Source organism: Shewanella sp. BJSY2023SW007 (assembly GCF_047314525.1).
In the GTDB taxonomy this organism is placed as follows: Bacteria; Pseudomonadota; Gammaproteobacteria; order Enterobacterales; family Shewanellaceae; genus Shewanella; species Shewanella chilikensis.
This window is the reverse complement of the sequence record NZ_JBKORL010000074.1, coordinates 14,305-39,745: the sequence shown is the minus strand read 5'-3', so window position 1 is coordinate 39,745 and position 25,441 is coordinate 14,305. Positions and strand designations below refer to the sequence as shown.

At 52.1% G+C, this 25,441-nt stretch carries 24 protein-coding genes; 15 read left to right on the top strand and 9 right to left on the bottom strand.

Features of this window, described 5'->3' with window-relative positions; genetic code table 11:
* Nucleotide 1: 1 nt before the first annotated feature.
* The 7 genes from ACMHXE_RS12005 to ubiG form a co-directional block, all read right to left on the bottom strand.
* A complete protein-coding gene (locus ACMHXE_RS12005) occupies nt 2–859 on the bottom strand; it encodes a hypothetical protein (protein WP_224866279.1) in 858 nt (285 codons plus the stop codon).
* Nucleotides 860–903: 44 nt separating this feature from the next.
* Complete coding sequence (locus tag ACMHXE_RS12000; protein ID WP_101056496.1) at nt 904–2,145, bottom strand: glycosyltransferase family 4 protein; 1,242 nt, start codon at nt 2,143–2,145, stop codon at nt 904–906.
* Nucleotides 2,146–2,243: 98 nt separating this feature from the next.
* The gene (yfaE, locus tag ACMHXE_RS11995; RefSeq protein ID WP_165565095.1) at nt 2,244–2,579 is read right to left on the bottom strand and encodes a class I ribonucleotide reductase maintenance protein YfaE; all 336 of its coding nucleotides are present in this window, start codon (nt 2,577–2,579) and stop codon (nt 2,244–2,246) included.
* Nucleotides 2,548–3,678: a class Ia ribonucleoside-diphosphate reductase subunit beta gene (nrdB, locus tag ACMHXE_RS11990; RefSeq protein WP_025010421.1), complete on the bottom strand. Its 1,131-nt coding sequence runs from the start codon at nt 3,676–3,678 to the stop codon at nt 2,548–2,550. Before nrdB ends, yfaE begins: the two co-directional genes overlap by 32 nt.
* A gap of 59 nt (nt 3,679–3,737) precedes the next feature.
* A complete protein-coding gene (nrdA, locus tag ACMHXE_RS11985; RefSeq protein ID WP_101056498.1) occupies nt 3,738–6,026 on the bottom strand; it encodes a class 1a ribonucleoside-diphosphate reductase subunit alpha in 2,289 nt (762 codons plus the stop codon).
* Nucleotides 6,027–6,505: 479 nt separating this feature from the next.
* A complete protein-coding gene (locus tag ACMHXE_RS11980; protein WP_165565094.1) occupies nt 6,506–7,180 on the bottom strand; it encodes an HAD family hydrolase in 675 nt (224 codons plus the stop codon).
* A gap of 4 nt (nt 7,181–7,184) precedes the next feature.
* Nucleotides 7,185–7,895, bottom strand: coding sequence for a bifunctional 2-polyprenyl-6-hydroxyphenol methylase/3-demethylubiquinol 3-O-methyltransferase UbiG (gene ubiG / locus ACMHXE_RS11975; RefSeq protein WP_101056522.1), 711 nt, complete (start codon nt 7,893–7,895; stop codon nt 7,185–7,187).
* A gap of 357 nt (nt 7,896–8,252) precedes the next feature.
* On the opposite strand from ubiG, the gene gyrA reads away from it, so the two are divergent.
* Together gyrA and serC are read left to right on the top strand one after the other, a co-directional pair.
* Complete coding sequence (gene gyrA / locus ACMHXE_RS11970) at nt 8,253–10,892, top strand: DNA topoisomerase (ATP-hydrolyzing) subunit A (RefSeq protein WP_044734507.1); 2,640 nt, start codon at nt 8,253–8,255, stop codon at nt 10,890–10,892.
* A 60-nt stretch (nt 10,893–10,952) separates the two neighbouring features.
* Nucleotides 10,953–12,047: a 3-phosphoserine/phosphohydroxythreonine transaminase gene (gene serC / locus ACMHXE_RS11965; RefSeq protein WP_165565093.1), complete on the top strand. Its 1,095-nt coding sequence runs from the start codon at nt 10,953–10,955 to the stop codon at nt 12,045–12,047.
* Nucleotides 12,048–12,133: 86 nt separating this feature from the next.
* On the opposite strand, the gene ACMHXE_RS11960 is transcribed toward serC, so the two are convergent.
* Nucleotides 12,134–13,330 (bottom strand): amino acid aminotransferase, encoded by a 1,197-nt coding sequence (locus tag ACMHXE_RS11960; protein WP_413732317.1) that lies wholly within the window; start codon nt 13,328–13,330, stop codon nt 12,134–12,136.
* Between the two features lie 462 nt (nt 13,331–13,792).
* On the opposite strand from ACMHXE_RS11960, the gene aroA reads away from it, so the two are divergent.
* The 9 genes from aroA (at nt 13,793) to ACMHXE_RS11915 (ending at nt 21,774) form a co-directional block, all read left to right on the top strand.
* A complete protein-coding gene (gene aroA, locus ACMHXE_RS11955) occupies nt 13,793–15,073 on the top strand; it encodes a 3-phosphoshikimate 1-carboxyvinyltransferase (RefSeq protein ID WP_413732315.1) in 1,281 nt (426 codons plus the stop codon).
* Nucleotides 15,074–15,228: 155 nt separating this feature from the next.
* Nucleotides 15,229–15,924, top strand: coding sequence for a (d)CMP kinase (gene cmk, locus ACMHXE_RS11950; protein ID WP_101056523.1), 696 nt, complete (start codon nt 15,229–15,231; stop codon nt 15,922–15,924).
* Between the two features lie 99 nt (nt 15,925–16,023).
* Nucleotides 16,024–17,691: a 30S ribosomal protein S1 gene (rpsA, locus tag ACMHXE_RS11945; RefSeq protein ID WP_025010414.1), complete on the top strand. Its 1,668-nt coding sequence runs from the start codon at nt 16,024–16,026 to the stop codon at nt 17,689–17,691.
* A gap of 70 nt (nt 17,692–17,761) precedes the next feature.
* Nucleotides 17,762–18,049 carry an integration host factor subunit beta gene (gene ihfB / locus ACMHXE_RS11940; protein ID WP_025887377.1) on the top strand — a complete coding sequence of 96 codons (288 nt, stop codon included), beginning with the start codon at nt 17,762–17,764 and terminating at the stop codon, nt 18,047–18,049.
* Between the two features lie 122 nt (nt 18,050–18,171).
* A complete protein-coding gene (locus ACMHXE_RS11935) occupies nt 18,172–18,441 on the top strand; it encodes a LapA family protein (protein WP_039032984.1) in 270 nt (89 codons plus the stop codon).
* 1 nt (nt 18,442) lies between these two features.
* Nucleotides 18,443–19,603, top strand: coding sequence for a lipopolysaccharide assembly protein LapB (gene lapB, locus ACMHXE_RS11930; protein WP_413732313.1), 1,161 nt, complete (start codon nt 18,443–18,445; stop codon nt 19,601–19,603).
* Nucleotides 19,604–19,624: 21 nt separating this feature from the next.
* Nucleotides 19,625–20,320: an orotidine-5'-phosphate decarboxylase gene (gene pyrF / locus ACMHXE_RS11925; protein ID WP_413732311.1), complete on the top strand. Its 696-nt coding sequence runs from the start codon at nt 19,625–19,627 to the stop codon at nt 20,318–20,320.
* 71 nt (nt 20,321–20,391) lie between these two features.
* Nucleotides 20,392–21,210, top strand: a complete 819-nt coding sequence (locus ACMHXE_RS11920) for an SDR family oxidoreductase (protein ID WP_165565089.1) — start codon at nt 20,392–20,394, stop codon at nt 21,208–21,210.
* 18 nt (nt 21,211–21,228) lie between these two features.
* The gene (locus ACMHXE_RS11915) at nt 21,229–21,774 is read left to right on the top strand and encodes a DUF2058 domain-containing protein (protein WP_101056507.1); all 546 of its coding nucleotides are present in this window, start codon (nt 21,229–21,231) and stop codon (nt 21,772–21,774) included.
* 3 nt (nt 21,775–21,777) lie between these two features.
* Here the strand turns inward: ACMHXE_RS11915 and ACMHXE_RS11910 are convergent, their stop codons facing one another.
* Nucleotides 21,778–21,978: a CPXCG motif-containing cysteine-rich protein gene (locus ACMHXE_RS11910; RefSeq protein WP_039032979.1), complete on the bottom strand. Its 201-nt coding sequence runs from the start codon at nt 21,976–21,978 to the stop codon at nt 21,778–21,780.
* Between the two features lie 271 nt (nt 21,979–22,249).
* Here ACMHXE_RS11910 and thrS point away from each other — a divergent pair, with 271 nt between their 5' ends.
* From thrS to rplT, 4 genes are all read left to right on the top strand, one after another.
* The gene (gene thrS, locus ACMHXE_RS11905) at nt 22,250–24,178 is read left to right on the top strand and encodes a threonine--tRNA ligase (protein WP_226563924.1); all 1,929 of its coding nucleotides are present in this window, start codon (nt 22,250–22,252) and stop codon (nt 24,176–24,178) included.
* Nucleotides 24,179–24,181: 3 nt separating this feature from the next.
* Entirely contained in the window at nt 24,182–24,724 is a 543-nt protein-coding gene (gene infC / locus ACMHXE_RS11900; RefSeq protein WP_039032977.1) for a translation initiation factor IF-3, read from the top strand.
* A gap of 84 nt (nt 24,725–24,808) precedes the next feature.
* Nucleotides 24,809–25,003, top strand: a complete 195-nt coding sequence (gene rpmI / locus ACMHXE_RS11895; RefSeq protein ID WP_025009728.1) for a 50S ribosomal protein L35 — start codon at nt 24,809–24,811, stop codon at nt 25,001–25,003.
* Between the two features lie 17 nt (nt 25,004–25,020).
* A complete protein-coding gene (gene rplT / locus ACMHXE_RS11890; protein ID WP_025009729.1) occupies nt 25,021–25,380 on the top strand; it encodes a 50S ribosomal protein L20 in 360 nt (119 codons plus the stop codon).
* The last annotated feature ends 61 nt before the right edge of the window (nt 25,381–25,441 follow it).

Below are 25,441 nucleotides of genomic sequence, written 5' to 3'. Positions count from 1 at the left end.
ATTATCCCCTGGCTCGAATACTGGTCTGTTGATAGGACTTGGCGATGGTTCTGAGAATATTCTCGGCATCCATCAAACGTGACTCACCGATAAATTTAAAGGTGGAGTTGGATTTCACCTTGGTGATGCCGTTTTGAGTCTGTGCCTTGCTAGTTGGTGCCAGTTTACCCTGGCGTAGATGATAAAATTCAGCATTCAGCGTCAGGCAGCTGCGAATGCTGCGCCGTCCCTTGTACTTGATCTTGGTTTTGACCTTGCCTCGGGCGTTGCGACGGGTGCGTTTACGACGACAGATAACATCATCCACCCGCAGTTGCAGCTCATTGCCGTCTTTGAGTTTGGCCCTGAATTGCAACAGTGGCACTTCAAAGTAGGCCAGTTGGGTGCTCTTCTCGGGCTTTTCGGTTCGGGCTGGCTTACGCTTGTGTATGGAGTCGAGATCCAGTTTCAGCTGTACGCTGTTAGTCTCCATAGCCAATACCTGCATTAACTTGATAAGACCGGTGCGCACATTGTCGTTGACGTCCATACGGTTGCAGCTGTGAAGCAGTAATATCGAGGCCAGGGTCAAACCCACCAAGGCATACACCACCAGGTGAGGTACGGGCAGGAATATGCTGACAATAGTGAAACCTATTAACCAATTGCGGCTGCGGCGAAACTGGCGTCTCAATGGGCTGCCCATACGATCCAATCGGGTCAGGCGCTTGAGAAACAGTAACCAGTGCTGGGTCGAATGGGTTGCATCCAACTTCTTGGTGCGGATAAATTCCTGCTCCGCCGGGGTTAACTGCTTGAACACTTTGCGCATTCGCCAGTAGTGAAGCGGGGCGTTAAAAGGGTTTACGGCTGTTTCCATATCGTTTCCTTGACATTAAACAGGTGCTATTAAACGAGTAGCTATTAAGCGCTAGCTTGCATTGGGCCTTGGCTCAGCTGGTGATACAAGTCGCTGAGCTGAGCGCAGATCTGTTGCCATTGGAACTGCTCTGCCACCCTTTGTTGGCCCTTGAGTCCCAAGTCTTTGGCCTTGGCCGGTTGGCTGAGCAGCTCAATACAGGCTCTGGCGAGCTCGGAGGGCCTGGAGGGGGGAACCAAGAGCCCATGCTCTTCATGGGTTACTAGTTCACGAATGACCGGTAGATCCGAGGCGATAACTGCGGTGCCGCAAGCCATGGATTCGAGCACTTTCAAAGGGCAACATCCCTGAAGCATGTTGCGCCTGCAGGGCGTGAGCGGCGCCAAAGATGCGCTCGCGGCCTGAATTTTTTGCCTGAGACTGGCTTGGTCCAGCCCGAAATGCAGCGAAACACAATCTTCCAGTTCCATGGACTTGAGCCAGGCCTTTACCTGCCGGGCCTGGCGATTTTCGAGTGACAGGCAGAGATCCAGCCGGACCTCTAACTGCTGACGCACCAAGGCAAAAGCTTTGAGCAGATCCCTAAGCCCCTGCCAGCGCTGGGCAGCACCAAAATAGATGAGCCTGGGCAGACTCGCATCCTCTGCTTGCCTCAATGGCTCGGCAGGCGGCAACTCGGCGCCGTTTGGAAGATAGACTACTGGAGTGGTAGTGCGTTTTTCAAGGCCGGCAGCCGTGAGTTTTGATGGGGTCACAATCAGATCGGCACCATCCAGGCAACGCTGCTCCCAGGCGCTGATTTTGGCCAGGGTTTTTCGCGGCAGCGACAAGTGAATAGGCAGCTCTATGCTGGGCAGGGCATTGACCTCATAGACGAGCTTGAGCGCTGGATTGTCCTTGCGATGATCCAGTAAAGGCACCCCCGCCCAGGGGTCGCGAAACTGCGCCAATGTCAAGGTATCGCGATTTTGCCTGAGCAGTGCCCCAAGCTGATTGGCATAGTCCAGCGCCTTGGCAAGCACGTTATTGCCCGAGCTTGGGTTTAGCTGGTGCCTGACGATACTGACCTCACTGCTTACCTCGCTGGGATTGCTGCCGAGTGACAGGGTTTCCTGCTGCCAGGAAGGCATCTGGGGATCACCTTGCAGATAGAGCATACCAGGGGACTGGAAGGCAAACAGGGTTGACGCCATATAACGTATATGGGTCGAAGCGCCTTTGGGCAGAGGGTAGCGATCAAAAGCGCAATAAAGACTTTTGAATGAATAACTTGAGTCTGATTTCATAAGTCCGGCAGAGTACCGGAGTCAGGCAGGATTTACAACGAAAAAACGCTTGTTTGACTGTAGGATATCTGCCATTGACGGTGTTTTTTGCGCTTGTTTCAGGCCAAGTGTTTAACCCGCAGCAGCGGCATGTCGGCGCCTTCGCTGGAGAGATCCAAGTCCAGATCTTCCGTGGGTACACAGCAGCAGGGCAGGCATTCATCAGCCTTTAACTCGGCCAATGGCGTGGTCAGGTAAGTGACCGCGCCACTGCGCACCCGGGTCTTGCAGGCGCCGCAAAACCCGCTGCGGCACTCGGAAAAAATACTCACCTTACGGGCTTCGAGCGCTGTCAGGAGAGTCCTGTGCTCTGTGGTATACAGCAGCAGGGGCTCTCCGCGCAGCAGCACGATAGGGGCTTTGTTAAAGGTCAAAGTCGGAGAACTCATCGTCATCGACAGCCGAATCTATCTGGCCGACCAGATAGGATGACACTTCCACTTCCTGAGGCGCAACTTGCACGGCATCGCTCTCCAGCCAGTTTTTCATCCAGGGCAGGGGATCGCTCTGCTCACTGTATGGTGCACCCAGGTTAACCGCCTTCATTCTCTGATTGGTGATGAACTCCACATACTGGCAGAGAATGGTTTCGTTCAGGCCTATCATGGAGCCATCCTTGAACAGGTACTTGGCCCAGGCCTTTTCCTGCTCGGCGGCGCGCAGGAACAGATCGTAAGCTTCCTGCTGGCACTCTTTGGCGATTTCACCCATCTCAGGATCATCTTTACCACCCTGCATCAGGTTGATAATGTGTTGGGTCGAGTTCAGGTGCAAAGCTTCATCGCGGGCGATAAGGCGAATGATCTTGGCGTTGCCTTCCATCAATTTGCGCTCGGCAAAGGCAAAGGAGCAGGCGAAGCTGACGTAAAAACGTATTGCTTCAAGCGCATTGACCGACATCATGCACAGATAGAGGGCTTTTTTGATGGTGCGGGTAGTGACTTCAAGCGTGCGACCGTTGACGTCGAACTTGCCTTCACCATGCAGGTGATACAGCTGAGTCAGCTCGATAAGGCGGTCGTAATACTCGGCAATATCGCCGGCGCGCTTGAGGATCTCCTCATTGACCACTATGTCATCGAACACCACGGATGGGTCGTTGACAATATTGCGAATGATATGAGTGTAGGAGCGGCTGTGAATGGTCTCGGAGAAAGACCAGGTTTCAATCCAGGTTTCCAGCTCGGGCAGGGACACCAGTGGCAGGAAAGCCACATTGGGGCTACGGCCCTGAATCGAGTCCAACAGGGTTTGGTACTTGAGGTTGGAGAGGAAGATATGCTTTTCATGATCCGGCAGGGCGCCGAAATCGATTTTGTCGCGGCTGACATCCACTTCTTCCGGGCGCCAGAAGAAAGACAACTGCTTTTCGATCAGTTTCTCGAATACTTCGTACTTCTGTTGATCGTAACGGGCCACGTTAACCGCTTGACCGAGAAACATAGGTTCGCGGGTGGCATCGTTGGGGGTTTGACAAAAAATTGAATAAGCCATGATCTACTCTTTCCAAACAACGGGGCCACCTGGGCCCCGAACTTGTTACTTAATCCTGCTTAAATCTTGCAGGCGCCGCCGGCACAACCGTCGTCTTCCTTCTCGATGCTGGTAATGTCATCGAATTTGTCGGAAGCACCGTCCCGGGTGTTATGGTAGTAAAGGGTCTTGACCCCGAGTTTGTAGGCGGTCAACAGATCCTTGAGCAGCAGCTTCATCGGAACCTTGTTACTTTCAAACTTGGATGGGTCATAGTTGGTATTGGCCGAAATCGCCTGATCGACGAACTTCTGCATAATACCCACTAACTGCAGGTAACCGTCGTTGCCGGGCATCTGCCACAGCAGCTCGTACTTGTCCTTGAGCTCATCAAAATCGGGCACCACTTGCTTGAGCTGGCCATCTTTACTGGCCTTGACGCTGATAAGGCCGCGTGGAGGCTCAATACCATTAGTGGCGTTGGAGATCTGCGAAGAGGTCTCGGATGGCATCAGTGCCGACAGAGTCGAGTTACGCAGGCCATGCTGCTTGATATCGTGACGCAGAGCATCCCAATCCAGGTGCAGCGGCTCATCACAAATCTTGTCCAGATCCCGCTTGTAGGTATCTACCGGCATGATCCCCTGAGAATAAGTGGTCTCATGGAACAGCGGGCAGGCACCGAGCTCTTTGGCCAGATTCATCGAGGCCTTGAGCAGGTAGTACTGTATGGCTTCAAATGTTCTGTGGGTCAGGCCGTTGGCGCTGCCGTCAGAGTATTTCACCCCGTTCTTGGCCAGATAGTTGGCGAAGTTGATGACCCCGATACCCAGAGTGCGGCGGTTCATTGATGCCGTCTTGGCTGCAGGAATTGGGTAGTCCTGATAATCCAGCAGGTTATCCAGGGCGCGCACGGCCAAATCGGCAAGGCCTTCCAGTTCGCCCAAGTCTTTTATCGCACCCAGGTTCAGCGCTGACAGAGTACAAAGGGCGATTTCACCATTTGGGTCGTCAATATTGTTCAGTGGCTTGGTTGGCAGGGCTATCTCAAGACACAGGTTGGATTGACGCACAGGGGCCACTTCGGCGTTGAACGGACTGTGGGTGTTACAGTGATCCACGTTCTGTACATAGATACGGCCGGTGGAGGCACGCTCTTGCATCATCAAAGAGAAGAGCTCGACCGCTTTTAGAGTCTTCTTGCGAATGCTCGGGTCTTGCTCGTATTTCACATACAAACGCTCAAACTCGTCTTGATCGGCAAAGAAGGCGTCATACAAGCCGGGAACATCTGATGGGCTGAACAGAGTAATATTTTGTCCCTTGATCATCCGCTGATACATCAGTTTGTTGATCTGCACACCGTAGTCCAGGTGACGGATACGGTTGTCTTCAACACCACGGTTATTTTTCAGTACCAGCAGTGATTCAACTTCCAGGTGCCAGATAGGGTAGAACAGAGTTGCAGCACCGCCGCGAACGCCGCCCTGGGAGCAGGATTTCACCGCAGTCTGGAAATACTTGTAGAAAGGTAAACAACCTGTGTGGAAGGCTTCACCACCACGAATAGGGCTACCCAGGGCGCGAATGCGGCCGGCATTCACACCGATACCGGCTCTCTGGCTGACATACTTGACGATGGAAGAGGCCGTGGCATTGATAGAATCCAGGCTGTCGTCACACTCGATCAGCACGCAAGAGCTGAACTGACGGGTCGGCGTACGCACACCGGACATGATAGGCGTCGGCAAAGAGATCTTGAAGGTAGATACCGCATCATAGAAGTCTTTGACATACTGCAGCCGGGTTTCTTTCGGATAACGGGCAAACAGGCAAGCGGCTACCAGAATGTAGAGGAACTGGGCACTTTCGTAGACTTCATGAGTCACACGGTTTTGTACCAGATACTTGCCTTCCAGTTGTTTGACGGCGGCATAGGAGAAGTTCATGTCGCGCCAGTGGTCAATATAGCTGTCGAGTACGTCCAGCTCTTCACGGCTGTAGTCTTCCAACAGGTGCTTGTCGTACTTGCCCATGGCAACCAACTTGCTGATGTGATCGTACAGTTTTGGCGGCTCAAACTGACCAAAGGCCTTCTTACGCAAATGAAAAACAGCAAGGCGGGCGGCCAGGAACTGATAGTCCGGAGAATCTGGAGAGATCAGATCGGCTGCGGCCTTGATAATGGTTTCATGGATGGCTTCAGTGGGAATACCATCGTAAAACTGCAGGTGAGAACGTAACTCCACCTCGGAGACCGAGACGTTGTTTAATCCTTTGGCTGCCCAGGTGATAACACGGTGGATCTTATCGAGATCTATCGTCTCGCGTGCGCCACTGCGTTTGGTAACTGTCATAGTGCTATTCATTGAAGATAGGCCTTGGTTGTAATATCTGTGACAATGACGCGTCGGCGTCATTAAACCTTCCCTTGTAAAACAATCAACCGAACAGTTAACGACGGCGGCCCGAGTGGGCTCTGTTAACCGGGAGTTTTCAGTGCAAGACTAGTATGTTTGATTGCGACTGATACACAAGATATGGTGTTTTTCTATATCTCGGATAACAAGATAGTGAGGTGTGGCACTTTTTGCAAGCCTGAGTTTTGGGTATATCTTGTGGATATCTTGAGGATATTGATTGACCGATTCCGCAAAGCTGCATCATTGCTGGCGCACAGTCGTCATGGTCAAAAATCAAGCGATCTCACTCAAGGTGATCGACTGCTAAAATAAGCATCGATCCGCGATCCTGCGCAGATCCGGTCGGTTAAAGCAGCATCCGGACTGCGACTTTGATTAAGGCCTTGTCTTCCCGGGAAAACAGTGCCGATTTAGCGTTTTTCTTATCATTGTTGCCACAATGGCAGCGACATCACTGCCTGTGGATGGTTCAACTGCCAATCTGCGCCCCAGTCTGCCGGTTTATCCTCGGCCGCCAGATATCCCCACATAGCGATGGCAGAGGGCATATTGACCGCCTGCGCCGCGACTATGTCGCGCTCGGCATCGCCAAGATAGAGAATACGTTCAGGAGCGCAGTTAAGCTGCTGAGCCCCCAGTAACATAGGAGCCGGGTGGGGCTTGCGATAGCGGGTGGTATCGGCACTGATCACCGCATTAAAGCGCTTAAGCAGCCCCATGCGCTCTAACAAGGGGCGGGTAAAACGCGCCGGTTTATTGGTGACAATCCCCAGCGGCATGGCTCTTGATAGGGCACTGTCCAGCAAGGCTTCTATGCCTTCAAACAAACAGGCTTTTTGGCCGTTGACCGCGTCATATTCCCTGAGCATCGCTTGCCGGAGATGCTCCTGCTCCTCTGCTGAGGCTTGGGGCACGGCGGCTTGCACCATGGCGAGCGAGCCGTGAGAGGCCAGAGTGCGAAGAAGTTTGCGCTTATCCTCTATCGAAACGCCACGGGATGCCAGTGCCAAAGCCAGCGCTTCGGTCAGGTCCTCGGCGGTATCCACCAAAGTTCCATCCAAGTCGAACAGAATCCCTTGAAACGGCAGCTTAGGCGTCATGGCATCAGTCCTGGCGCTGACAGGCAATCATATAGTTGACTTCAACGCTCTTGGTATAACTGAATACGCCACTCAAGGGATTGTATTTGATGCCAAGCGCGTCACGGCACAATAGTTCGGTGTGTTCCGCCATGGCGATCAACTCGGACGGGCGGATAAATTTGCTGTGGTCGTGGGTACCGGCCGGTAGCATTTTCAGCACATACTCGGCACCGAGTATGGTTTGCACCCAAGACATGATGTTGCGGTTAATGGTGGAGAAGAACACCCAACCTCCGGGCTTGACCATATCGCAACAAGCCTGGACCACAGATTGCGGATCCGGTACATGCTCGAGCATCTCCATACAGGTAACTGTGTCGTAATGCCCCTGATGATTCTGGGCATGCACTTCGGCGGTTTCCTGTAAGTAGTCTATGCTGACGCCGGCTTCCAGTGCATGCAGCCTGGCGACTTCCAACGGCTCAAAGCCCATATCCAGCCCGGTGACCTTGGCGCCGATGCGGGCCATGCTCTCGGACAGAATGCCACCGCCACAGCCGACATCCAGCACCAGTTTGTCAAAGATACCGCCGGATTGAGCGTCTATATAATTAAGGCGCAGGGGGTTGAGTTCATGCAGTGGCTTGAATTCACCGGCAGGATCCCACCAACTGGCGGCCATACTTTCAAACTTGGCAATTTCCTGAGGGTCGACATTGGGTTGAGAAGACATATTCAGACCTGAAACAGCAATAATAAAGATGCGCCCATTATAACCATATAAGCCATAGGGAAGGGCAGCATAAATTGGCGCCTCAATGTGATCGATGGCACTAAAGGCTAAAAGCTGCACAAAATATCGGCAAGATTCGGTTTTTGATGATAAAAACACCAACAGAACTCATGTCTATGACAGTGATATCAGCCCCGCTCGCGACTTGTATCATGCCCTTGGCGTTTTTGGCTGCAAAGGCGGCTTTAAGGACTTCCGACATTAAATAACTGTGTTAGAATGCCAAATCACGTTTGTTGGGCTCGACAATGACACGGATTACAAGTTGTCAGCTAATTTAAGGGGATCGAGCAGTTTATGACTGATCTGGCTTTATCAATTTCGCCAATAAATATTGAAGACGAACTAAAGAACTCCTATCTGGATTACGCCATGAGCGTTATCGTCGGGCGGGCATTGCCAGACGTACGCGATGGCCTCAAGCCGGTACATCGCCGCGTACTCTTTGCGATGAACGAGCTGAAAAACGATTGGAATAAACCCTATAAGAAGTCGGCACGTGTTGTCGGTGACGTGATAGGTAAGTATCACCCTCATGGTGACAGCGCCGTGTACGACACCATAGTGCGGATGGCGCAGCCTTTCTCGCTGCGTTACACCCTGGTGGATGGCCAAGGTAACTTCGGCTCCATCGATGGCGATGCCGCGGCGGCCATGCGTTATACCGAAATTCGTATGGAAAAGCTGGCGCATCAACTGCTGGCAGATCTTGAGAAAGAAACCGTCGATTATGTCCCCAACTACGACGGCACCGAAATGATCCCGGCCGTGTTGCCGACCCGGATCCCCAACCTGCTGGTCAACGGCTCCTCCGGTATCGCCGTGGGTATGGCCACCAATATTCCGCCGCACAACCTGACCGAAGTGGTTAAAGGCTGTTTGGCACTTATCGAAGAACCTGAGCTGTCTATCGAACAGCTGATGGATTATATCCCGGGCCCGGACTTCCCGACAGCCGCCATTATCAATGGCAAGAAAGGCATAGAGGAAGCGTACCGTACCGGTCGCGGCAAGGCGATTATGCGCGCCCGTGCCGAGGTGGAAACTGAAGACAATGGCCGCGAGCGGATCATTGTTACCGAGATCCCATACCAGGTGAACAAGGCTCGTCTGATTGAAAAGATTGCCGAGCTGGTAAAAGACAAGAAAATTGAAGGCATCAGCGGCCTGCGCGACGAGTCTGATAAAGACGGTATGCGCATCGTCGTTGAGGTCAAGCGCGGCGAAGTGGCCGAGGTGGTACTCAACAACCTCTATGCCCAGACCCAGATGCAAACCTCTTTTGGTATCAACATGGTGGCCCTGACCAATGGTCAGCCCAAGTTGTTCAACCTTAAGGAGATGCTGGAAGCCTTTATTCTGCACCGCCGTGAAGTGGTGACTCGCAGAACCGTGTTTGAACTGCGTAAGGCCCGTGAACGCGCTCATATCCTGGAAGCCCTGGCTATCGCCCTGGCTAACATCGACCCTGTGATTGCGCTGATCAAGGCCTCGCCAACACCGGCCGAAGCCAAGGTAAAACTGGTGGAAACCGGTTGGCAGCTCGGCAACGTGCAGGGCATGTTGGAAAAAGCCGGTGATGACGCCGCCCGTCCCGAGTGGCTGGAGCCGGAGTTTGGTATTCGCGATGGCCTCTACTATCTGACTGAGCAGCAAGCCCAGGCTATCCTCGAGCTACGTCTGCACCGTCTGACCGGTCTTGAGCACGAGAAGATCCTCCAGGAATATGAAGAGCTGCTGGAGCTAATCGCCGGATTGCTGCATATCCTCAGAAGCCCGGAGCGTCTGATGGAAGTGATCAAAGAAGAGCTGGAAGAAGTGCTCGAGCAGTATGGCGATGAGCGCCGCACCGAAATCAACGCTTCTGCCGTGGATATCAGCCTCGAAGATCTGATCTGCGAAGAAGATGTGGTAGTGACCCTGTCGCACTTGGGCTATGCCAAGTATCAGCCGCTGAGTGATTACCAGGCGCAGCGCCGCGGTGGTAAGGGCAAGGCCGCCACCAAGGTCAAAGACGAAGACTTCGTTGAGAAGCTATTGGTTGCCAATACCCACGACACTATTTTGTGTTTCTCTGACTTTGGCAAACTCTACTGGCTCAAGGTCTATCAGTTGCCGCTGGCCAGTCGTCAGTCGCGCGGTAAGCCTATCGTTAACCTGCTGCCATTGTCCGAAGGGGAGCACATTACAGCGATTCTGCCGGTTCGTGAATACGAAGCCGACAAGTATGTCATCATGGCCACTTCCCACGGTACCGTGAAGAAGACATCGCTTATCGAATACAGTCGCCCCAGAGCCAACGGCATTATCGCCGTTAACCTGAAAGACGGTGATCAGTTGATTGGCGTTGACCTGACCGACGGCAGCAATGAAATCATGCTGTTCTCCAACGAAGGTAAGGTTGTTCGCTTTAGCGAAGATCAGGTGCGCGCCATGGGCCGTACCGCTACCGGTGTTCGCGGTATCAAACTCGAAGACGGTCAGGAAGTGGTTTCACTGATAGTGCCAAAAGAAGATGGCGCCATTCTGACAGTGACAGAGAACGGTTTTGGTAAGCGTACCGAGTTGAGTGAATACCCAACCAAGAGCCGTGCTACCAAGGGCGTGGTTTCCATCAAGGTCAGCGAACGTAACGGCGCCGTAGTCGGTGCGGTTCAGGTCGGCGACAATGATGAGATCATGCTGATCAGCGACAAGGGCACACTGGTGAGAACCCCAGCGGCCGGTGTTTCCATCATAGGCCGTAATACCCAGGGCGTGACCATTATCCGCACTGCCGGTGACGAGGCCGTGGTGGGTTTACAACGTATCGATGAAATCCAGTCTGATGAAGACGAAGTGGAATTCGATGAAAACGGCGAACCCATAGTGGCCGAAGCTGCAGCCGAGGATACTGAAGGCCAAGCGCCCGAAGCACCTGAAGCCGAGCAGGAATAACAGCATCAAGCATATCTGAGCGTCCATCTGGACGCTCTTTTTTTCAAGGAGAACAATGAAGTGAGCACGATTTATAATTTCTGTGCCGGACCAGCCATGTTGCCGGCCGCGGTAATGCAAAAAGCCCAGCAGGAATTACTGGACTGGCAGGGGCACGGTGTCTCCGTCATGGAGATCAGTCACCGCAGTCAGGCCTTTATCGATCTCACCAAAGCTGCCGAATCCAGATTACGCTCGTTGATGAATATTCCCGAAGATTATCATGTCCTGTTTATGCATGGCGGTGGTCGCGGTCAGTTCTCGGCTGTCGTGAATAATTTTTTGGGCAATAACGGCAGAGCCCTGTATTTGGAGAGCGGTCAGTGGTCAAGATCGGCCACTGCAGAGGCCAGAAAGTTGGCCGGAGATGACAGAATTGATAGCCTGAGCATTGTTGAAAAGGTCAATGGACTCAATAAAGTAACCTTGCCTAAGCTGGAAGGTGATAGTGGTAAGTATCGTTATGTGCACTATTGCCCCAACGAGACGGTAGATGGTATCGAAATTTTTGAAGAGTTGGAGTCTCCCTGGCCAATAGTCGCGGATATGTCATCCACCATCATGTCCCGTGAAATCGATGTCAGTCGTTACGGGCTCATTTATGCCGGGGCGCAGAAAAATATCGGCCCTTCAGGTTTGGCCATAGTGATAGTGCGTAAAGAGATGCTGGCTTTGCCGGCCATGCCACAGTCGTCCATCATGGATTATCGCTTGGCGGCCGAAAACGATTCCATGTTTAACACTCCCCCTACTTTTGCCTGGTATCTGGCGGCCGAAGTGTTTGAGTGGCTGCACCGAATGGGCGGTATCGAGGCGATGGCAGAGCTCAACAAGGCCAAGGCCGAACTGCTTTACGCCTGTATCGATGAACTGGACTTTTACCGCAATGGTGTGGCGGCGCAAAACCGCTCGCGGATGAATGTAACTTTCCAATTGGCCGATGAGTCGCTCAATGGTGAGTTCCTGAAAGAGGCGGAGGCCGCAGGTTTGGTGGCTCTTAAGGGGCACAGAATTGTCGGCGGGATGCGCGCCAGTATCTATAACGCCATGCCTTTGGCCGGCGTTGAGGCCCTGGTTGCCTTTATGCAGGCGTTTGCGGCCAAGCACAGCAGCTGAACCCCGGCGAAAAGCGCGTTATTGCAACAAGTTCCATAAAAAAGCGAATGCCGAGGCATTCGCTTTTTTCATCTAACTCTCCAATTTTAACCTTGCAACACCTTGGCGATAGACTTGGCAAGGTAATCGACATTGCTATTGCTTATCCCGGCGATACTGATCCGGCTTGAATCCACCATATAGATACCGAACTCCTGCTTAAGTTGTTCAACCTGCTCTGGCAACACCCCAAGGAAGGAGAACATCCCTTTTTGGCGGGCGATAAAGCTGAAGTCCCGCTCGACGCCTATCGCCTTTAAACGCTCAACCAGGATGGCACGGTTACCGTTTATCCTGTCACGCATCACCTTGAGTTCATCCAGCCACTGCTGTTTGAGCTGATTGTCGCCGAGAATGGTTTCCACCAACGCCGCGCCATGTGCCGGCGGCATGGAGTAGAGGCAACGTACCACGTAAAGCAGTACCGACAAGGCTACATCGGCGGCAGCACTGCTGTTGGCTATGATGCTGCAGGCGCCGATACGTTCGCGATAAAGGCCAAAGTTCTTTGAGCAGGAGGAGCAGAGCAACATGTCTTCCACGGCGGCCGCCATCTTGCGAACGCCGTAGGCATCTTCCTCGACACCGTCACCAAAGCCCTGGTAAGCCATATCGATTAGCGGGGTAAAACCGCGTTTGACGGCGACTTGTACCACTTGGTCCCACTGCTCGGTGCTGAGGTCCTGGCCCGATGGGTTGTGACAACAGGCATGCAGCAGCACCACATCGTTTTCCCCAAGAGTGTTGAGTTTGGCGAGCATTTCATCAAATTTCAGCGCCTTGGTGGCGTAGTCATAGTAAGGATAACGCTCAACCTTGAGACCGGCCGCCTCAAAAAGTCCGCTGTGATTGGCCCAGGTAGGATCGCTGACCCAAACGGTTGCGCCTGGGCGACAACGTTTAATAAAGTCGGCGGCGACCCGCAGCGCGCCGGTGCCGCCGGGAGTGGAGACACTGCGAATGCGTCCTGAGCTCAGGGTAGGGTGCTGCTCACCGAATGCCAGCTCGGCAATGAGCCGATTGAAATCACTGCTACCGGCAGGGCCGATATACACCTTGGTGGTTTCTGTGGCGGTGCGGCGCTGCTCGGCAGTTTTAACGCAGTCGAGGATGGGGGTATTTCCCAAGATGTCTTTATAGACACCAACGCCCAAATCAATTTTTTCACCGCGAGGGTCGTCGCGATATTGGCTGAGCAGCCCAAGAATGGGATCGGCTGGCATCGCCTTGAGTGTGCTGAACATAGGGTTCCCTGGATTGAATACTTGTTGAAGAGGATTAGCATAACGGCATTTAGGCTATTTGTTAACGGCTGGCGAGGCTGCAGCAAGCGATAGCCTGAGTGGTGCAACTGGCAAGCTGGGCTTCCAGGGTGTAAAGCTCAGTTGCAGGAAAGCAGAGTCGCATCTGTGAGTCACGTCTTCGAAAGTCAATCGGACAGCAAAGAGCTTATTTAGCGCTGCTTGAATAATTTTCCGCTGAAATCGGCTTTTTTCAGCAAAAAACGGTTGAATCCCTGTGGCGCTCAGGTAACTTTAATGCCACGAACACTTAATTCAGGCCTATCAGCACTCGCTGTATCTAATCTTTTGTCTTGATTTGCCGGTTTTATCCCATAATCGGTGACAAGGTCTTTTAACCCGCTTTGGCGGTATGTGGCATGACGCTGCAGCTCCGTCAAACACAGATGCAAGAATCCGAAAAAGATGAAGCAATTGCGACTGGATCCCATAAGTAGAATGCATGGGGAGGTCAACATCCCCGGCTCCAAGAGTATTTCCAACCGGGCGTTGCTATTGGCTACCCTGGCCAACGGCACCACAGAACTGACCAATCTGCTCGACTCAGATGATATTCGCCACATGTTGGCAGCGCTGAAACAGCTCGGTGTGCAATTTGAGCTTTCCGAAGACAAGAGCCGCTGCAGCGTGCAGGGCCTTGGCGGCGCAATCAACAGCAACAAGCTGCAAGAGCTGTTTCTCGGTAATGCCGGCACCGCGATGCGGCCCTTGTGCGCCGCGCTGACCCTGGGGAACGGTGAGTTTGTTCTCACGGGTGAACCCAGAATGGAGGAGAGGCCGATAGGAGATTTGGTCGACAGTCTCAAGGCGTTGGGCGCCGATATTCAATATCTGAAGGATCCCGGCTTCCCGCCTTTAAAAATCAAGGCAACGGGTCTCAGTGGCGGGGATGTGGAAATTGCCGGTAATCTCTCCAGCCAGTTTCTTACCGCGCTCCTGATGGTTGCGCCGCTGGCCGGTGCCGCTGTCAATATCAAGGTCAAGGGTGAACTGGTTTCCAAGCCCTATATCGATATTACTTTGGCCTTGATGGCGCAATTTGGTGTCAAGGTTATCAACCACGATTATCAGCGTTTTGAGATCCCATCCGGTCAAAGCTATCTGTCACCGGGCAAGGTATTGGTGGAAGGCGATGCCTCATCGGCGTCTTATTTCTTGGCCGCAGGCGCCATCGCCGGCGGCGAGGTGAAAGTCACCGGGGTTGGCCGTCTCAGCATTCAGGGCGATGTCAAGTTTGCCGATGCGCTGGCCGCCATGGGCGCTGAGATTGAATGGGGAGATGACTTTATTATTGCCAGGGGCAGCCAGCTCAAGGGGATAGATATGGACATGAACCATATTCCCGACGCGGCAATGACCATAGCCACAGCTGCGGTATTTGCCAAAGGGCCGACCCGCCTCAGCAATATCTACAACTGGCGTATCAAGGAGACTGATCGTCTCAGCGCCATGGCGACAGAACTGCGTAAAATTGGTGCCGAGGTGGAAGAAGGTGAGGATTATATTCTGGTTAATCCACCACTTACGCCCAAGCATGCCGCTATCGATACCTATAACGACCACCGCATGGCCATGTGTTTTTCGCTGCTGGCATTTGCCGAATGCGGTGTCACCATCAATGACCCGGATTGCACCTCAAAAACCTTCCCGGATTACTTCCAACGCTTTGTGGCCTTGGCCGGTTAAGCGGCTGAATTTCGGGCTGTTGATTACTGCAGCCCGAAATTGACCTTGAATTCAGCATACGGAAAGCATGCAGTTGATATATAATATTGGCCGCTCATTTTCGGTGAACTCATACTGTGTCCTCATGGAAGATGATAATTACTGCGGAGGAATTTATGTCTGAACGGGCGCCTGTTGTCACAATTGACGGCCCAAGCGGTGCGGGAAAAGGCACTATAAGTCAGTTGCTTGCCAACAAACTTGGATGGAAACTGCTCGACAGTGGTGCCATATATCGAGTGCTGGCACTTGCCGCTATTCACCACGACGTGGAACTGGATAACGAAGAAGCCATCACCCTGTTGGCCGCACACCTGGATGTACAGTTTCTGGCGGGAGCCGGAAATGAAGCCATAAAAGTAGTGCTGGAAGGCGAAGATGTCAGCCATGCCATTCGCACTCAAGAATGTTCTGACGCAGCCTCAAGAGTGGCGGCGTTTCCCCGGGTGAGAGAAGCCTTACTCAGAAGGCAGCGCGCTTTCAGAGTTGCCCCCGGGCTTATAGCCGATGGCCGGGATATGGGAACCGTTGTTTTCCCGCATGCACCGGTTAAATTGTTTTTGACAGCCTCGGCTGAAGAAAGGGCCCAGCGGCGCTATAATCAGTTGCAGGACAAGGGCTTCGATGTTAATATCGAGCGTCTTTTAACCGAGATCCAGGAAAGAGATCACCGGGATATGAATCGCGCCGTTGCGCCTTTGGTGCCCGCAGAAGATGCCCTGGTGATAGACACTACTGGACTCGGAATTGATACTGTGCTGGAGCTGGCGCTCAGGCACATAGTCGACAAGTTATCTGACGTCAGTCTCTGAGACTGGCGGGGTAGGCATTCGCCACAGGGAAGAGGCGAGTTATTTTACTGACTCCACGTTCAGGATAGATACGTGGTTTATTACTTAAAGTTAATTAACATGACTGAATCTTTTGCTGATCTGTTTGAACAATCCCTTCAACAACTGGAATTCCGCCCAGGTTCTATCGTTCGTGGTACTGTAGTTGCCATCGAAAACGGTATGGTACTGGTTGACGCCGGTCTGAAATCTGAGAGCCCAATCCCAGCTGAGCAATTCAAAAACGCTCAAGGTGAACTGGAAATCGCCGTTGGCGACCAAGTTGACGTTGCGCTGGATAGCGTTGAAGACGGTTTCGGTGAGACTCAACTGTCTCGCGAGAAGGCCAAGCGCCACGAAGCCTGGATCGTTCTGGAAAAAGCTTACGAAGATGCTGAAACTGTAATCGGTGTCATCAACGGCAAGGTTAAAGGCGGTTTCACCGTTGAGCTGAACGGTATCCGTGCGTTCCTGCCTGGTTCTCTGGTTGACGTTCGCCCAGTACGCGATACTGCTCACCTGGAAAACAAAGAACTGGAATTCAAAGTTATCAAGCTGGACCAGAAGCGCAACAACGTTGTTGTTTCTCGTCGTGCTGTTATCGAATCTGAAAGCAGCGCTGAGCGTGATGCTCTGCTGGAAAACCTGCAAGAAGGTCAAGCAGTTAAAGGTATCGTTAAGAACCTGACTGACTACGGTGCATTCGTAGATCTGGGCGGTGTTGACGGCCTGCTGCACATCACCGACATGGCTTGGAAGCGTGTTAAGCACCCATCTGAGATCGTGAATGTTGGTGACGAAATCAACGTCAAAGTACTGAAGTACGATCGCGAGCGCACTCGTGTATCTCTGGGTCTGAAGCAACTGGGTGAAGACCCATGGCTGGAAATCAGCAAGCGCTACCCAGAAAACACTCGTCTGACTGGTCGCGTAACCAACCTGACTGACTACGGCTGCTTCGTTGAAATCGAAGAAGGCGTTGAAGGTCTGGTACACGTTTCTGAAATGGATTGGACCAACAAGAACATCCACCCATCCAAGGTTGTTAACCTGGGTGATGAAGTTGAAGTTCTGGTTCTGGACATCGATGAAGAGCGTCGTCGTATTTCTCTGGGTCTCAAGCAGTGCAAGACCAACCCATGGGAAGACTTCGCTAACCGTTATGCCAAGGGCGACAAAGTTACCGGTAAGATCAAGTCTATCACTGACTTCGGTATCTTCATCGGTCTGGACGGCGGTATCGACGGTCTGGTTCACCTGTCTGACATCTCTTGGAACGGTAGCGGCGAAGACGCTGTTGGCGAGTACAAGAAAGGCGACGAAATCACTGCAGTGGTTCTGTCTGTTGATCCAGAGCGTGAGCGTATCAGCCTGGGTGTTAAGCAGACTGAAGACGATCCATTCAACGCTTACCTGGCCGACAAGAAGAAAGGTACTATCGTAGTTGGTACTGTTACTGCTGTTGACGCCAAAGGTGTGACTGTTGAGTTGGCTGACACTGTTGAAGGTTACATCCGTGTATCTGACATCAGCCGTGACCGTGTTGAAGATGCATCAAGCGTCTACAATGTAGGTGACAGCGTTGAAGCCAAGTTCATGGGCGTAGATCGCAAGAACCGTGCAATCAGCCTGTCTGTACGTGCTAAAGACGAAGCTGAAGAAAAAGAAGTGATGGCTAACCTGAACAAGCAGGACGACGCTATCATGACTAATGCAATGGCTGAAGCGTTTAAAGCAGCTCGTAAGTAAGTGCCTGTAGTACAGGGGGCTAGCCCCCTGTTAGGTGACTGTGTTTGGCTTGATAATAGGGGTAGCTAGGATGACTAAATCCGAACTGATCGAAAAACTCGCCAGTGGGCAGTCGCAACTGTCGGCGAAAGAAGTAGAAGGCGCCATCAAAGAGATGTTGGAGCAAATGGCTAAAACATTGGAAAGCGGTGACCGCATAGAGATCCGTGGCTTTGGCAGCTTTTCACTTCACTATCGTGCACCTCGCACTGGTCGTAATCCCAAGACGGGAACATCAGTCGAGTTGGATGGCAAGTACGTCCCGCACTTTAAGCCAGGCAAAGAACTGCGCGAACGCGTTGACGCTTATAACCGTTAATCGCTGTTGTATTAAAAGCCTCCGAAAGGGGGCTTTTTTATGCCCGGAGCTTGGCTAAAGCTGGTCAGCTCAGTCAATTTACTGGATAATCAGAACATTGAAACGCGTTTATGGAGTGCAACGTGAAGTCATTTGTCGCAACCGTACTGGTGGCAATGTTGTTTGTAGTGGCACTGGTATTTGGCTCTCGCAATGAACAGCTGGTCACCATCAGTTATTTTGTGGCTCAGGGAGAGTTCCGCTTGCCTGTGGTGTTGGCCGTCGTATTTCTGGCGGGATTTATCCTCAGTTGGGTCATTGCTTTCTACTACATTATGAAGTTGAAATTGTCATTGCGTAATGCCCGTAAAAAGATCCAGACATTAACGCAGCAGCAGGGGCAAGACGCCTAGTATGCTCGAACTTCTCTTTCTGTTGCTGCCTATTGCTGCGGCTTACGGTTGGTACATGGGCCGCCGCAGTTTGAAGCAGAAACAGAATTCAGCGCAAAAGAAACTGAGCCGAGACTACTTCACCGGACTCAACTTTCTGCTCTCCAATGAGTCGGACAAGGCTGTTGATCTCTTTATCAGCATGTTGGATGTCGATGATGAAACCATAGACACTCACCTGTCGCTGGGTTCCTTGTTTCGCAAACGGGGGGAGGTGGACAGATCCATTAGAATTCACCAAAACTTGATAGCCCGTCCCAATCTCGCCACCGAGCAAAGAGACATGGCGATGATGGAGCTCGGTAAGGACTATATGGCCGCCGGGTTCTACGATAGAGCTGAGGAGATTTTCCTTAACCTGGTCAGTCAGGACGATCACAGCGAAGAAGCGGAAACCCAACTGATCTCCATTTACCAAACCACCAAAGATTGGCAAAAGGCGATAGATATCACCAAGCGCTTGCCCCGAAAAAGCCAACAAGGGCTTAAACCTGTTATCGCTCATTTCTATTGTCAATTGGCCGAAGAAGCCGGCGAAGAAGCGGGTAAACTCAAGGGCTTTCAAGCAGCGCTTAAGCAAGACCCTCAATGTGGCCGCGCCTTGTTGTCACTGGCCAACGCTTACCTCGACGCAGGGCAGTTACCTCAGGCCAAGCAGATGCTTAATCAACTGATTGACGCCGATGCCGAACTTTTTGCCGATGCTCTCGCCTGTACCCGACAGCTCTATCAAGAGCTCAACGATATCGACGGTTATCGCGAGTTGTTGGCTCATGCGATAGATAAAGGCGCGGGTGCCTCAGTTGTGGTGGCATTGGCACAACGTATGATTGAAGACGGCGACATCAAAGGCGCCGAAGACATGGTGATGCAAGCTCTCTATCGCCACCCCACCATGCGGGGATTCCAGCACTTGATGCAGATGCATATCAAACAGGCTGAGCAGGGCCAGGCACGAGATAGCCTGGCGATGCTGGAAAAACTGGTAGAGCAACAAATTAGATTCCGTCCAAGTTACCGCTGCCGGGAGTGTGGTTTCCCGGCACATACCTTGTATTGGCACTGCCCATCCTGCAAGAGTTGGGGCAGTATTAAACGGGTTCGCGGTTTGGACGGCGAATAACCCTCAGATAACGGAGTAAAAATGACAGAGACACCTATTGTGGTCGCCTTGGACTTTGATAATAAATTCAAAGCATTGCAACTTATTGATAAGTTGGATCCGTCTATGTGTCGCCTTAAGGTAGGCAAAGAGATGTTTACCCTGTTCGGGCCTCAACTGGTGAAAGAGATCCATGACCGAGGGTTTGATCTGTTTCTGGATCTGAAGTTCCACGACATTCCCAACACAGTGGCCAAGGCGGTTGCTGCCGCCGCCGAAATGGGGGTGTGGATGGTGAATGTCCACGCCAGTGGCGGTTTCGCTATGATGGAAGCCGCCCGCCGGGCCTTATTACCTTACGGGGATAATGCCCCCTTGCTGATTGCCGTTACTGTGTTGACTTCAATGAGCGACGATGAGCTCAAGCTTATTGGTGTTGAAGGTAGCGCCGAAGATCAGGTTCGCAGGCTGGCGCGCCTGGCGCAAAAAGCCGGTCTCGACGGTGTGGTCTGCTCGGCCCGTGAGTCCAGTATGCTCAAGGCCGAACTTGGCGCCGATTTTAAACTGGTGACTCCGGGCATTCGTCCGGCGGGCAGTGATGCCGGCGATCAGAAACGCATCATGACCCCGGCCGAAGCTATGGCGGCGGGCTCAGATTATCTGGTTATAGGTCGCCCCATTACTCAAGCGGCCGATCCTTTGGCAACACTGCAGGCGATACATCAATCGCTGGCATAAACTTGTGACATACCGGCAACTCGCAGTATGGACCGGAATAACGAATGATCAGTGGATAGGAGAGAAGCTCAATGTTCGATTATCAGGGTAAGTATGTAGTGGTCGTCGGGGGTACCAGCGGCATTAACCTCTGTATCGCCAAGGCGTTCGCGGTTGCCGGTGCCCATGTGGCGGTTGCCAGCCGTAACCCGGAAAAAGTGGCAGTCGCGGTGGCGTTATTGAATGAAGCCAATCCACAAGGTCAACATCTGGGCCTGAGCTTCGATGTCAGGGATTTACCGGCACTCGAGCAAGGCTTTACCGTCTTGGCCCAGAGTTTCCCGCATATCGATGTGCTTGTCAGTGGCGCAGCCGGCAATTTCCCCGCCAGTGCCGCCAAGCTCAGTGCCAACGGTTTTAAATCTGTCATGGATATCGATTTGCTGGGCAGTTTTCAGGTGTTGAAGCAAGCCTATCCCATGCTTAAGCGCCCTGGCGCCAGCATTATTCAAATTTCGGCGCCGCAGGCGTATATTGCCATGCCGATGCAGATCCACGTTTGCGCCGCCAAGGCGGGCGTTGATATGTTGACCCGCACCCTGGCTTTGGAATGGGGGCCAGAGGGTATTCGGATAAACTCCCTGGTTCCCGGGCCGATTGCCGGTACCGAAGGGTTCAATCGTTTGGCGCCGTCGGCGCAATTGCAGCAACAGGTGGCCGAAAGTGTACCGTTAAAACGCAATGGTGAGGGGGAAGACTTAGCCAATGCCGCACTCTTTATCGCCTCGCCAATGGCTTCTTATATTACTGGAACCGTATTGCCGGTTGACGGCGGTTGGTCGCTTGGCGGTGCTAGTGCGGCTATGAGTCAGCTCGGAGCACTGGCAGCAAAGCAAGAATCAAGTAAGTAGCAAGAGAGAGATTATAAAATGGCAAACGCATTACAGGAACAGTTGCTCAAGGCGGGTCTCGCCAGCAAGCAAAAAGTTCGCGATGTCAAAACCCAGAAGAAACGTAACCGTAAGTCCAATATCGATGACGGCTCAGCCGAGCTGAAAGCGCAAATTGCTCAGCAGAAAAAGCAGCAGGCAGAAAAGGACAAGGCACTCAACGAACAACGCTTTGCCGAGGCCACAGAGAAAGGTTTGGTTCGTGGTCTGGTCACCGAAGTTAAGCAAAATGCGGTGGCGCTGCCGAAAGATGGCGAAATCAAGTTCAACTATACGTTGGAGAACAAGATATACCCTTTGTATATCAATGAGAAACTCCAGAATCAGCTACTTGGTGGCCGCTTGGGGATAGTGCGAATTGAGCAAAGCAGCTATCTGGTGCCTCATAAACTCGCCGAGCGGGTTAATCTGTTGGTGCCGGCCTGGTGTGGCTATTTGTGGCAGGCCGAGAACAACGCCGCGCAAGTTACGGACGAAGATGATCCTTACGCAGATTATGTTATTCCGGACGATCTTATGTGGTAGCTCTCAGTAGAGTTGTTCGTCATCGCCATCGACGTACAGTTCTATCATATGCCTCTGGTCATTGATGTGCAGCCTCATGTGGATGGGGTTGCAGCATACCCGACAATCATTGTAAAACTCCTGATCGCCGCCGCTGGCATCGAGTTCTACTTTTTGATGGTGGCCACAATGGGGGCAACAAATGGTTTGACTTTTGAGTTGCATAGTTTCCTCCTCTGCCGTCTAGCGCCATGCCTTTGGACGATAGAACCCAAGCCTGCAACATACAGTAAGTATAGCCCCGGCCTGTGAGCCAAAGCTTATTCATTGAACGTTTTTGGGTTGCGTGGGCCGGGTCTTATCCCGTAAAATTACCAGTCTGCCCGGCGGAGACCTTAAGGCTCCTGTACTGCCTTAACCCAAGGGCTAACATACATTTTTATCATTGATAGCCAAGTGGCCCTACGTGTGGGTCACCACTGGACAAGGAATTTTCATGCCTGTAATTACACTTCCCGATGGGAGCAAACGCGAGTTTGCCAACCCAGTCTCTACACTCGATGTTGCTGCTGATATTGGTCCTGGTCTGGCGAAAGCCTGTATTGCCGGACGAGTCAACGGCGAGTTAAAAGATGCCTGTGATCTGATCGAAACAGATGCAGAACTGTCGATCATCACGGCCAAAGATGAAGAAGGGCTGGAAATCCTTCGTCACTCTTGCGCACACTTGTTGGGTCATGCGATCAAACAACTGTGGCCTGAAACCAAGATGGCGATTGGTCCTGTTATCGATAACGGCTTCTACTATGACATCGACCTGGAGCATAAACTGACCCAGGAAGATCTGGAAAAGCTGGAAAAACGCATGCTGGAACTGGCCAAGACCAACTATGACGTGGTCAAGCGCGTGGTTAGTTGGCAGGAAGCCCGTGATACTTTTGAGTCTCGCGGCGAGCCTTACAAAATGGCGATCCTGGATGAAAACATTAGCCGTGATGCCACCCCGGCGCTGTATCACCACGAAGAATACACAGACATGTGTCGTGGTCCCCATGTGCCCAACATGCGTTTTTGCCATTTCTTTAAGCTGATGAATGTTGCCGGTGCCTACTGGCGCGGTAACTCAGACAACAAGATGTTGCAGCGTATTTATGGTACTGCGTGGGCCGACAAGAAAGCGCTCAAGACTCACTTGACTCGTCTGGAAGAAGCAGCCAAACGTGATCACCGTAAAATCGGCAAGCAGCTGGATCTGTACCACATGCAGGAAGAAGCGCCGGGCATGGTGTTTTGGCATAATGATGGCTGGAGCGTATTCCTCGAGCTTGAGCGTTTTATTCGCCAGAAGCTGAGCCAGTACGACTATCAGGAAGTGAAGGGGCCTCTGATGATGGACCGTGTGCTGTGGGAACGCTCCGGTCACTGGGATAAATACGCCGAGGCGATGTTTACAACCAGCAGTGAGAACCGCGAATACGCCATCAAGCCGATGAACTGCCCCGGCCACGTACAGATTTTCAACCAAGGACTCAAGTCCTATCGCGATCTGCCGCTGCGGATGGCTGAATTTGGCTGTTGTCACCGTAACGAGCCTTCGGGTGCCTTGCACGGTCTGATGCGAGTTCGTGGTTTTACCCAGGACGATGCGCACGTATTCTGTACTGAAGAGCAGGTGCAATCCGAAGTCAGCAAGTGTATCAAGATGGTGTACGACACCTATTCCACTTTCGGCTTCAGTAATATCGTGGTTAAGCTTTCTACCCGTCCAGAGAAGCGTATCGGTGACGATGCCATGTGGGACAGGGCAGAAGAAGCTCTGAAACAAGCGTTGCGCAGCAACGATATTGAATTTGAAATACTGCCAGGTGAAGGTGCCTTCTACGGTCCTAAAATCGAGTTCACTCTGCACGACTGCCTGGACCGCGCCTGGCAGTGCGGTACAGTGCAGCTTGACTACGCTTTGCCAGGACGCCTGGGCGCGACCTATGTCGCCGAAGACAATAGCCGTCAGACTCCGGTAATGATCCACCGTGCGATTTTGGGCTCTTTGGAGCGATTCCTCGGTATTCTCATCGAAGAGTTCGCCGGTCGCTTCCCAACCTGGTTGGCACCTGTGCAGGTTGTTGTTATGAACATAACAGACAAACAAGCTGATTATGTTGAAGAAGTAGTCGAATTCTTCAAGGAACAGGGCATACGTGCCTCTAAAGACTTGAGGAATGAAAAAATAGGCTTTAAAATACGCGAGCACACTTTGAGGCGGGTTCCTTATTTGCTGGTCATAGGTGATCAGGAGATGGAAAATCGGGAAGTCGCTGTGCGTACCCGAGACGGGGTGGACTTAGGCAAGATGCGAATCGATGATTTCGCCGCTAAGGTTAAGCAACAAATTTCACTCCGTAGTCTTGAATTGTTGGAGGATTAGGTCATAAAGATCAAAAAATCAGCAGGCCGTCAGGCGGCCCCGAATAGAATTAATGAAGAAATTACCGGCGTACCTGAGGTACGTTTGAATGGCGTTGATGGTGAAGCCATTGGTATCGTCAGCATCAAAGAGGCTCAGGAAGTAGCCGATGAGGCAGGTCTGGATCTGGTTGAGATCAGTCCTAATGCTGAGCCGCCTGTATGCCGTATCATGGACTACGGTAAGTATCTGTTCGATAAGGCAAAAGCCCAGAAAGAACAGAAGAAGAAGCAGAAACAGATCCAGGTGAAGGAAGTTAAATTCCGCCCTGGTACTGATGAAAACGACTATCAGGTAAAACTACGCAACCTGATTCGTTTTCTGGAAGATGGAGACAAAGCGAAAGTTACGCTGCGTTTCCGCGGACGCGAAATGGCACACCAGAACCTGGGTATGGATCTTCTGAACCGTATCAAGGCCGATCTGGAAGAGTATGCGGTTGTTGAATCCTTCCCGAAAATGGAAGGTAGACAAGCCATCATGGTGCTGGCGCCCAAGAAGAAATAGCAGGGCAACCCTGAAAAGTAGCAAAGGTCTACGGGCCTTTGCTCGCCTTGCGTTTTATTAATGTCCCAATGCGGAGTTTTAGTAATGCCTAAAATGAAAACCGACAAGGGTGTAGCGAAGCGTTTTAAGAAAACCGCCAATGGTTTCAAGCGTAAGCAAGCCCATCTGCGTCACATCCTGACCAAGAAGAGCACCAAGCGTAAGCGTCATCTGCGCGCCAAGTGTTTAGTTGCCAAAGCTGACGTGCCTATGATCGCACGCCAACTGCCATACGCTTAATTAGGAGGAATTGAAAAATGCCAAGAGTTAAGCGTGGTGTAACAGCACGAGCTCGTCACAAGAAAGTTCTTAAACTTGCCAAAGGTTACTACGGTGCCCGTTCACGTACTTTCCGTGTAGCGGTACAAGCAGTAACTAAAGCAGGTCAATATGCTTACCGTGACCGTCGCCAGAAGAAGCGTCAATTCCGTCAACTGTGGATTGCACGTATCAACGCGGCTTCTCGTCAGAATGGTCTTTCATACAGCCGTTTCATCAACGGTCTGAAAAAGGCGTCTATCGAAATCGATCGTAAGATTTTGGCAGACATCGCTGTATTCGACAAAGTAGTGTTTGCTACTCTGGTAGAAAAAGCGAAGGAAGCACTGGCAAACTAATCTCTCTGGAGATAAGTTGTAGTAGCTGTTAAAAAGGGACCTTAGGTCCCTTTTTTCATGC

Coding starts and splice junctions, on each gene's coding strand:
- ACMHXE_RS12005 (WP_224866279.1), bottom strand. CDS start 859: ATGGAAACAGCCGTAAACCCTTTTAACGCCCCGCTTCACTACTGGCGA.
- ACMHXE_RS12000 (WP_101056496.1), bottom strand. CDS start 2,145: ATGAAATCAGACTCAAGTTATTCATTCAAAAGTCTTTATTGCGCTTTT.
- yfaE (WP_165565095.1), bottom strand. CDS start 2,579: ATGACGATGAGTTCTCCGACTTTGACCTTTAACAAAGCCCCTATCGTG.
- nrdB (WP_025010421.1), bottom strand. CDS start 3,678: ATGGCTTATTCAATTTTTTGTCAAACCCCCAACGATGCCACCCGCGAA.
- nrdA (WP_101056498.1), bottom strand. CDS start 6,026: ATGAATAGCACTATGACAGTTACCAAACGCAGTGGCGCACGCGAGACG.
- ACMHXE_RS11980 (WP_165565094.1), bottom strand. CDS start 7,180: ATGACGCCTAAGCTGCCGTTTCAAGGGATTCTGTTCGACTTGGATGGA.
- ubiG (WP_101056522.1), bottom strand. CDS start 7,895: ATGTCTTCTCAACCCAATGTCGACCCTCAGGAAATTGCCAAGTTTGAA.
- gyrA (WP_044734507.1), top strand. CDS start 8,253: ATGACTGATCTGGCTTTATCAATTTCGCCAATAAATATTGAAGACGAA.
- ACMHXE_RS11960 (WP_413732317.1), bottom strand. CDS start 13,330: ATGTTCAGCACACTCAAGGCGATGCCAGCCGATCCCATTCTTGGGCTG.
- aroA (WP_413732315.1), top strand. CDS start 13,793: ATGAAGCAATTGCGACTGGATCCCATAAGTAGAATGCATGGGGAGGTC.
- cmk (WP_101056523.1), top strand. CDS start 15,229: ATGTCTGAACGGGCGCCTGTTGTCACAATTGACGGCCCAAGCGGTGCG.
- rpsA (WP_025010414.1), top strand. CDS start 16,024: ATGACTGAATCTTTTGCTGATCTGTTTGAACAATCCCTTCAACAACTG.
- ihfB (WP_025887377.1), top strand. CDS start 17,762: ATGACTAAATCCGAACTGATCGAAAAACTCGCCAGTGGGCAGTCGCAA.
- lapB (WP_413732313.1), top strand. CDS start 18,443: ATGCTCGAACTTCTCTTTCTGTTGCTGCCTATTGCTGCGGCTTACGGT.
- pyrF (WP_413732311.1), top strand. CDS start 19,625: ATGACAGAGACACCTATTGTGGTCGCCTTGGACTTTGATAATAAATTC.
- ACMHXE_RS11920 (WP_165565089.1), top strand. CDS start 20,392: ATGTTCGATTATCAGGGTAAGTATGTAGTGGTCGTCGGGGGTACCAGC.
- ACMHXE_RS11915 (WP_101056507.1), top strand. CDS start 21,229: ATGGCAAACGCATTACAGGAACAGTTGCTCAAGGCGGGTCTCGCCAGC.
- ACMHXE_RS11910 (WP_039032979.1), bottom strand. CDS start 21,978: ATGCAACTCAAAAGTCAAACCATTTGTTGCCCCCATTGTGGCCACCAT.
- thrS (WP_226563924.1), top strand. CDS start 22,250: ATGCCTGTAATTACACTTCCCGATGGGAGCAAACGCGAGTTTGCCAAC.
- rpmI (WP_025009728.1), top strand. CDS start 24,809: ATGCCTAAAATGAAAACCGACAAGGGTGTAGCGAAGCGTTTTAAGAAA.
- rplT (WP_025009729.1), top strand. CDS start 25,021: ATGCCAAGAGTTAAGCGTGGTGTAACAGCACGAGCTCGTCACAAGAAA.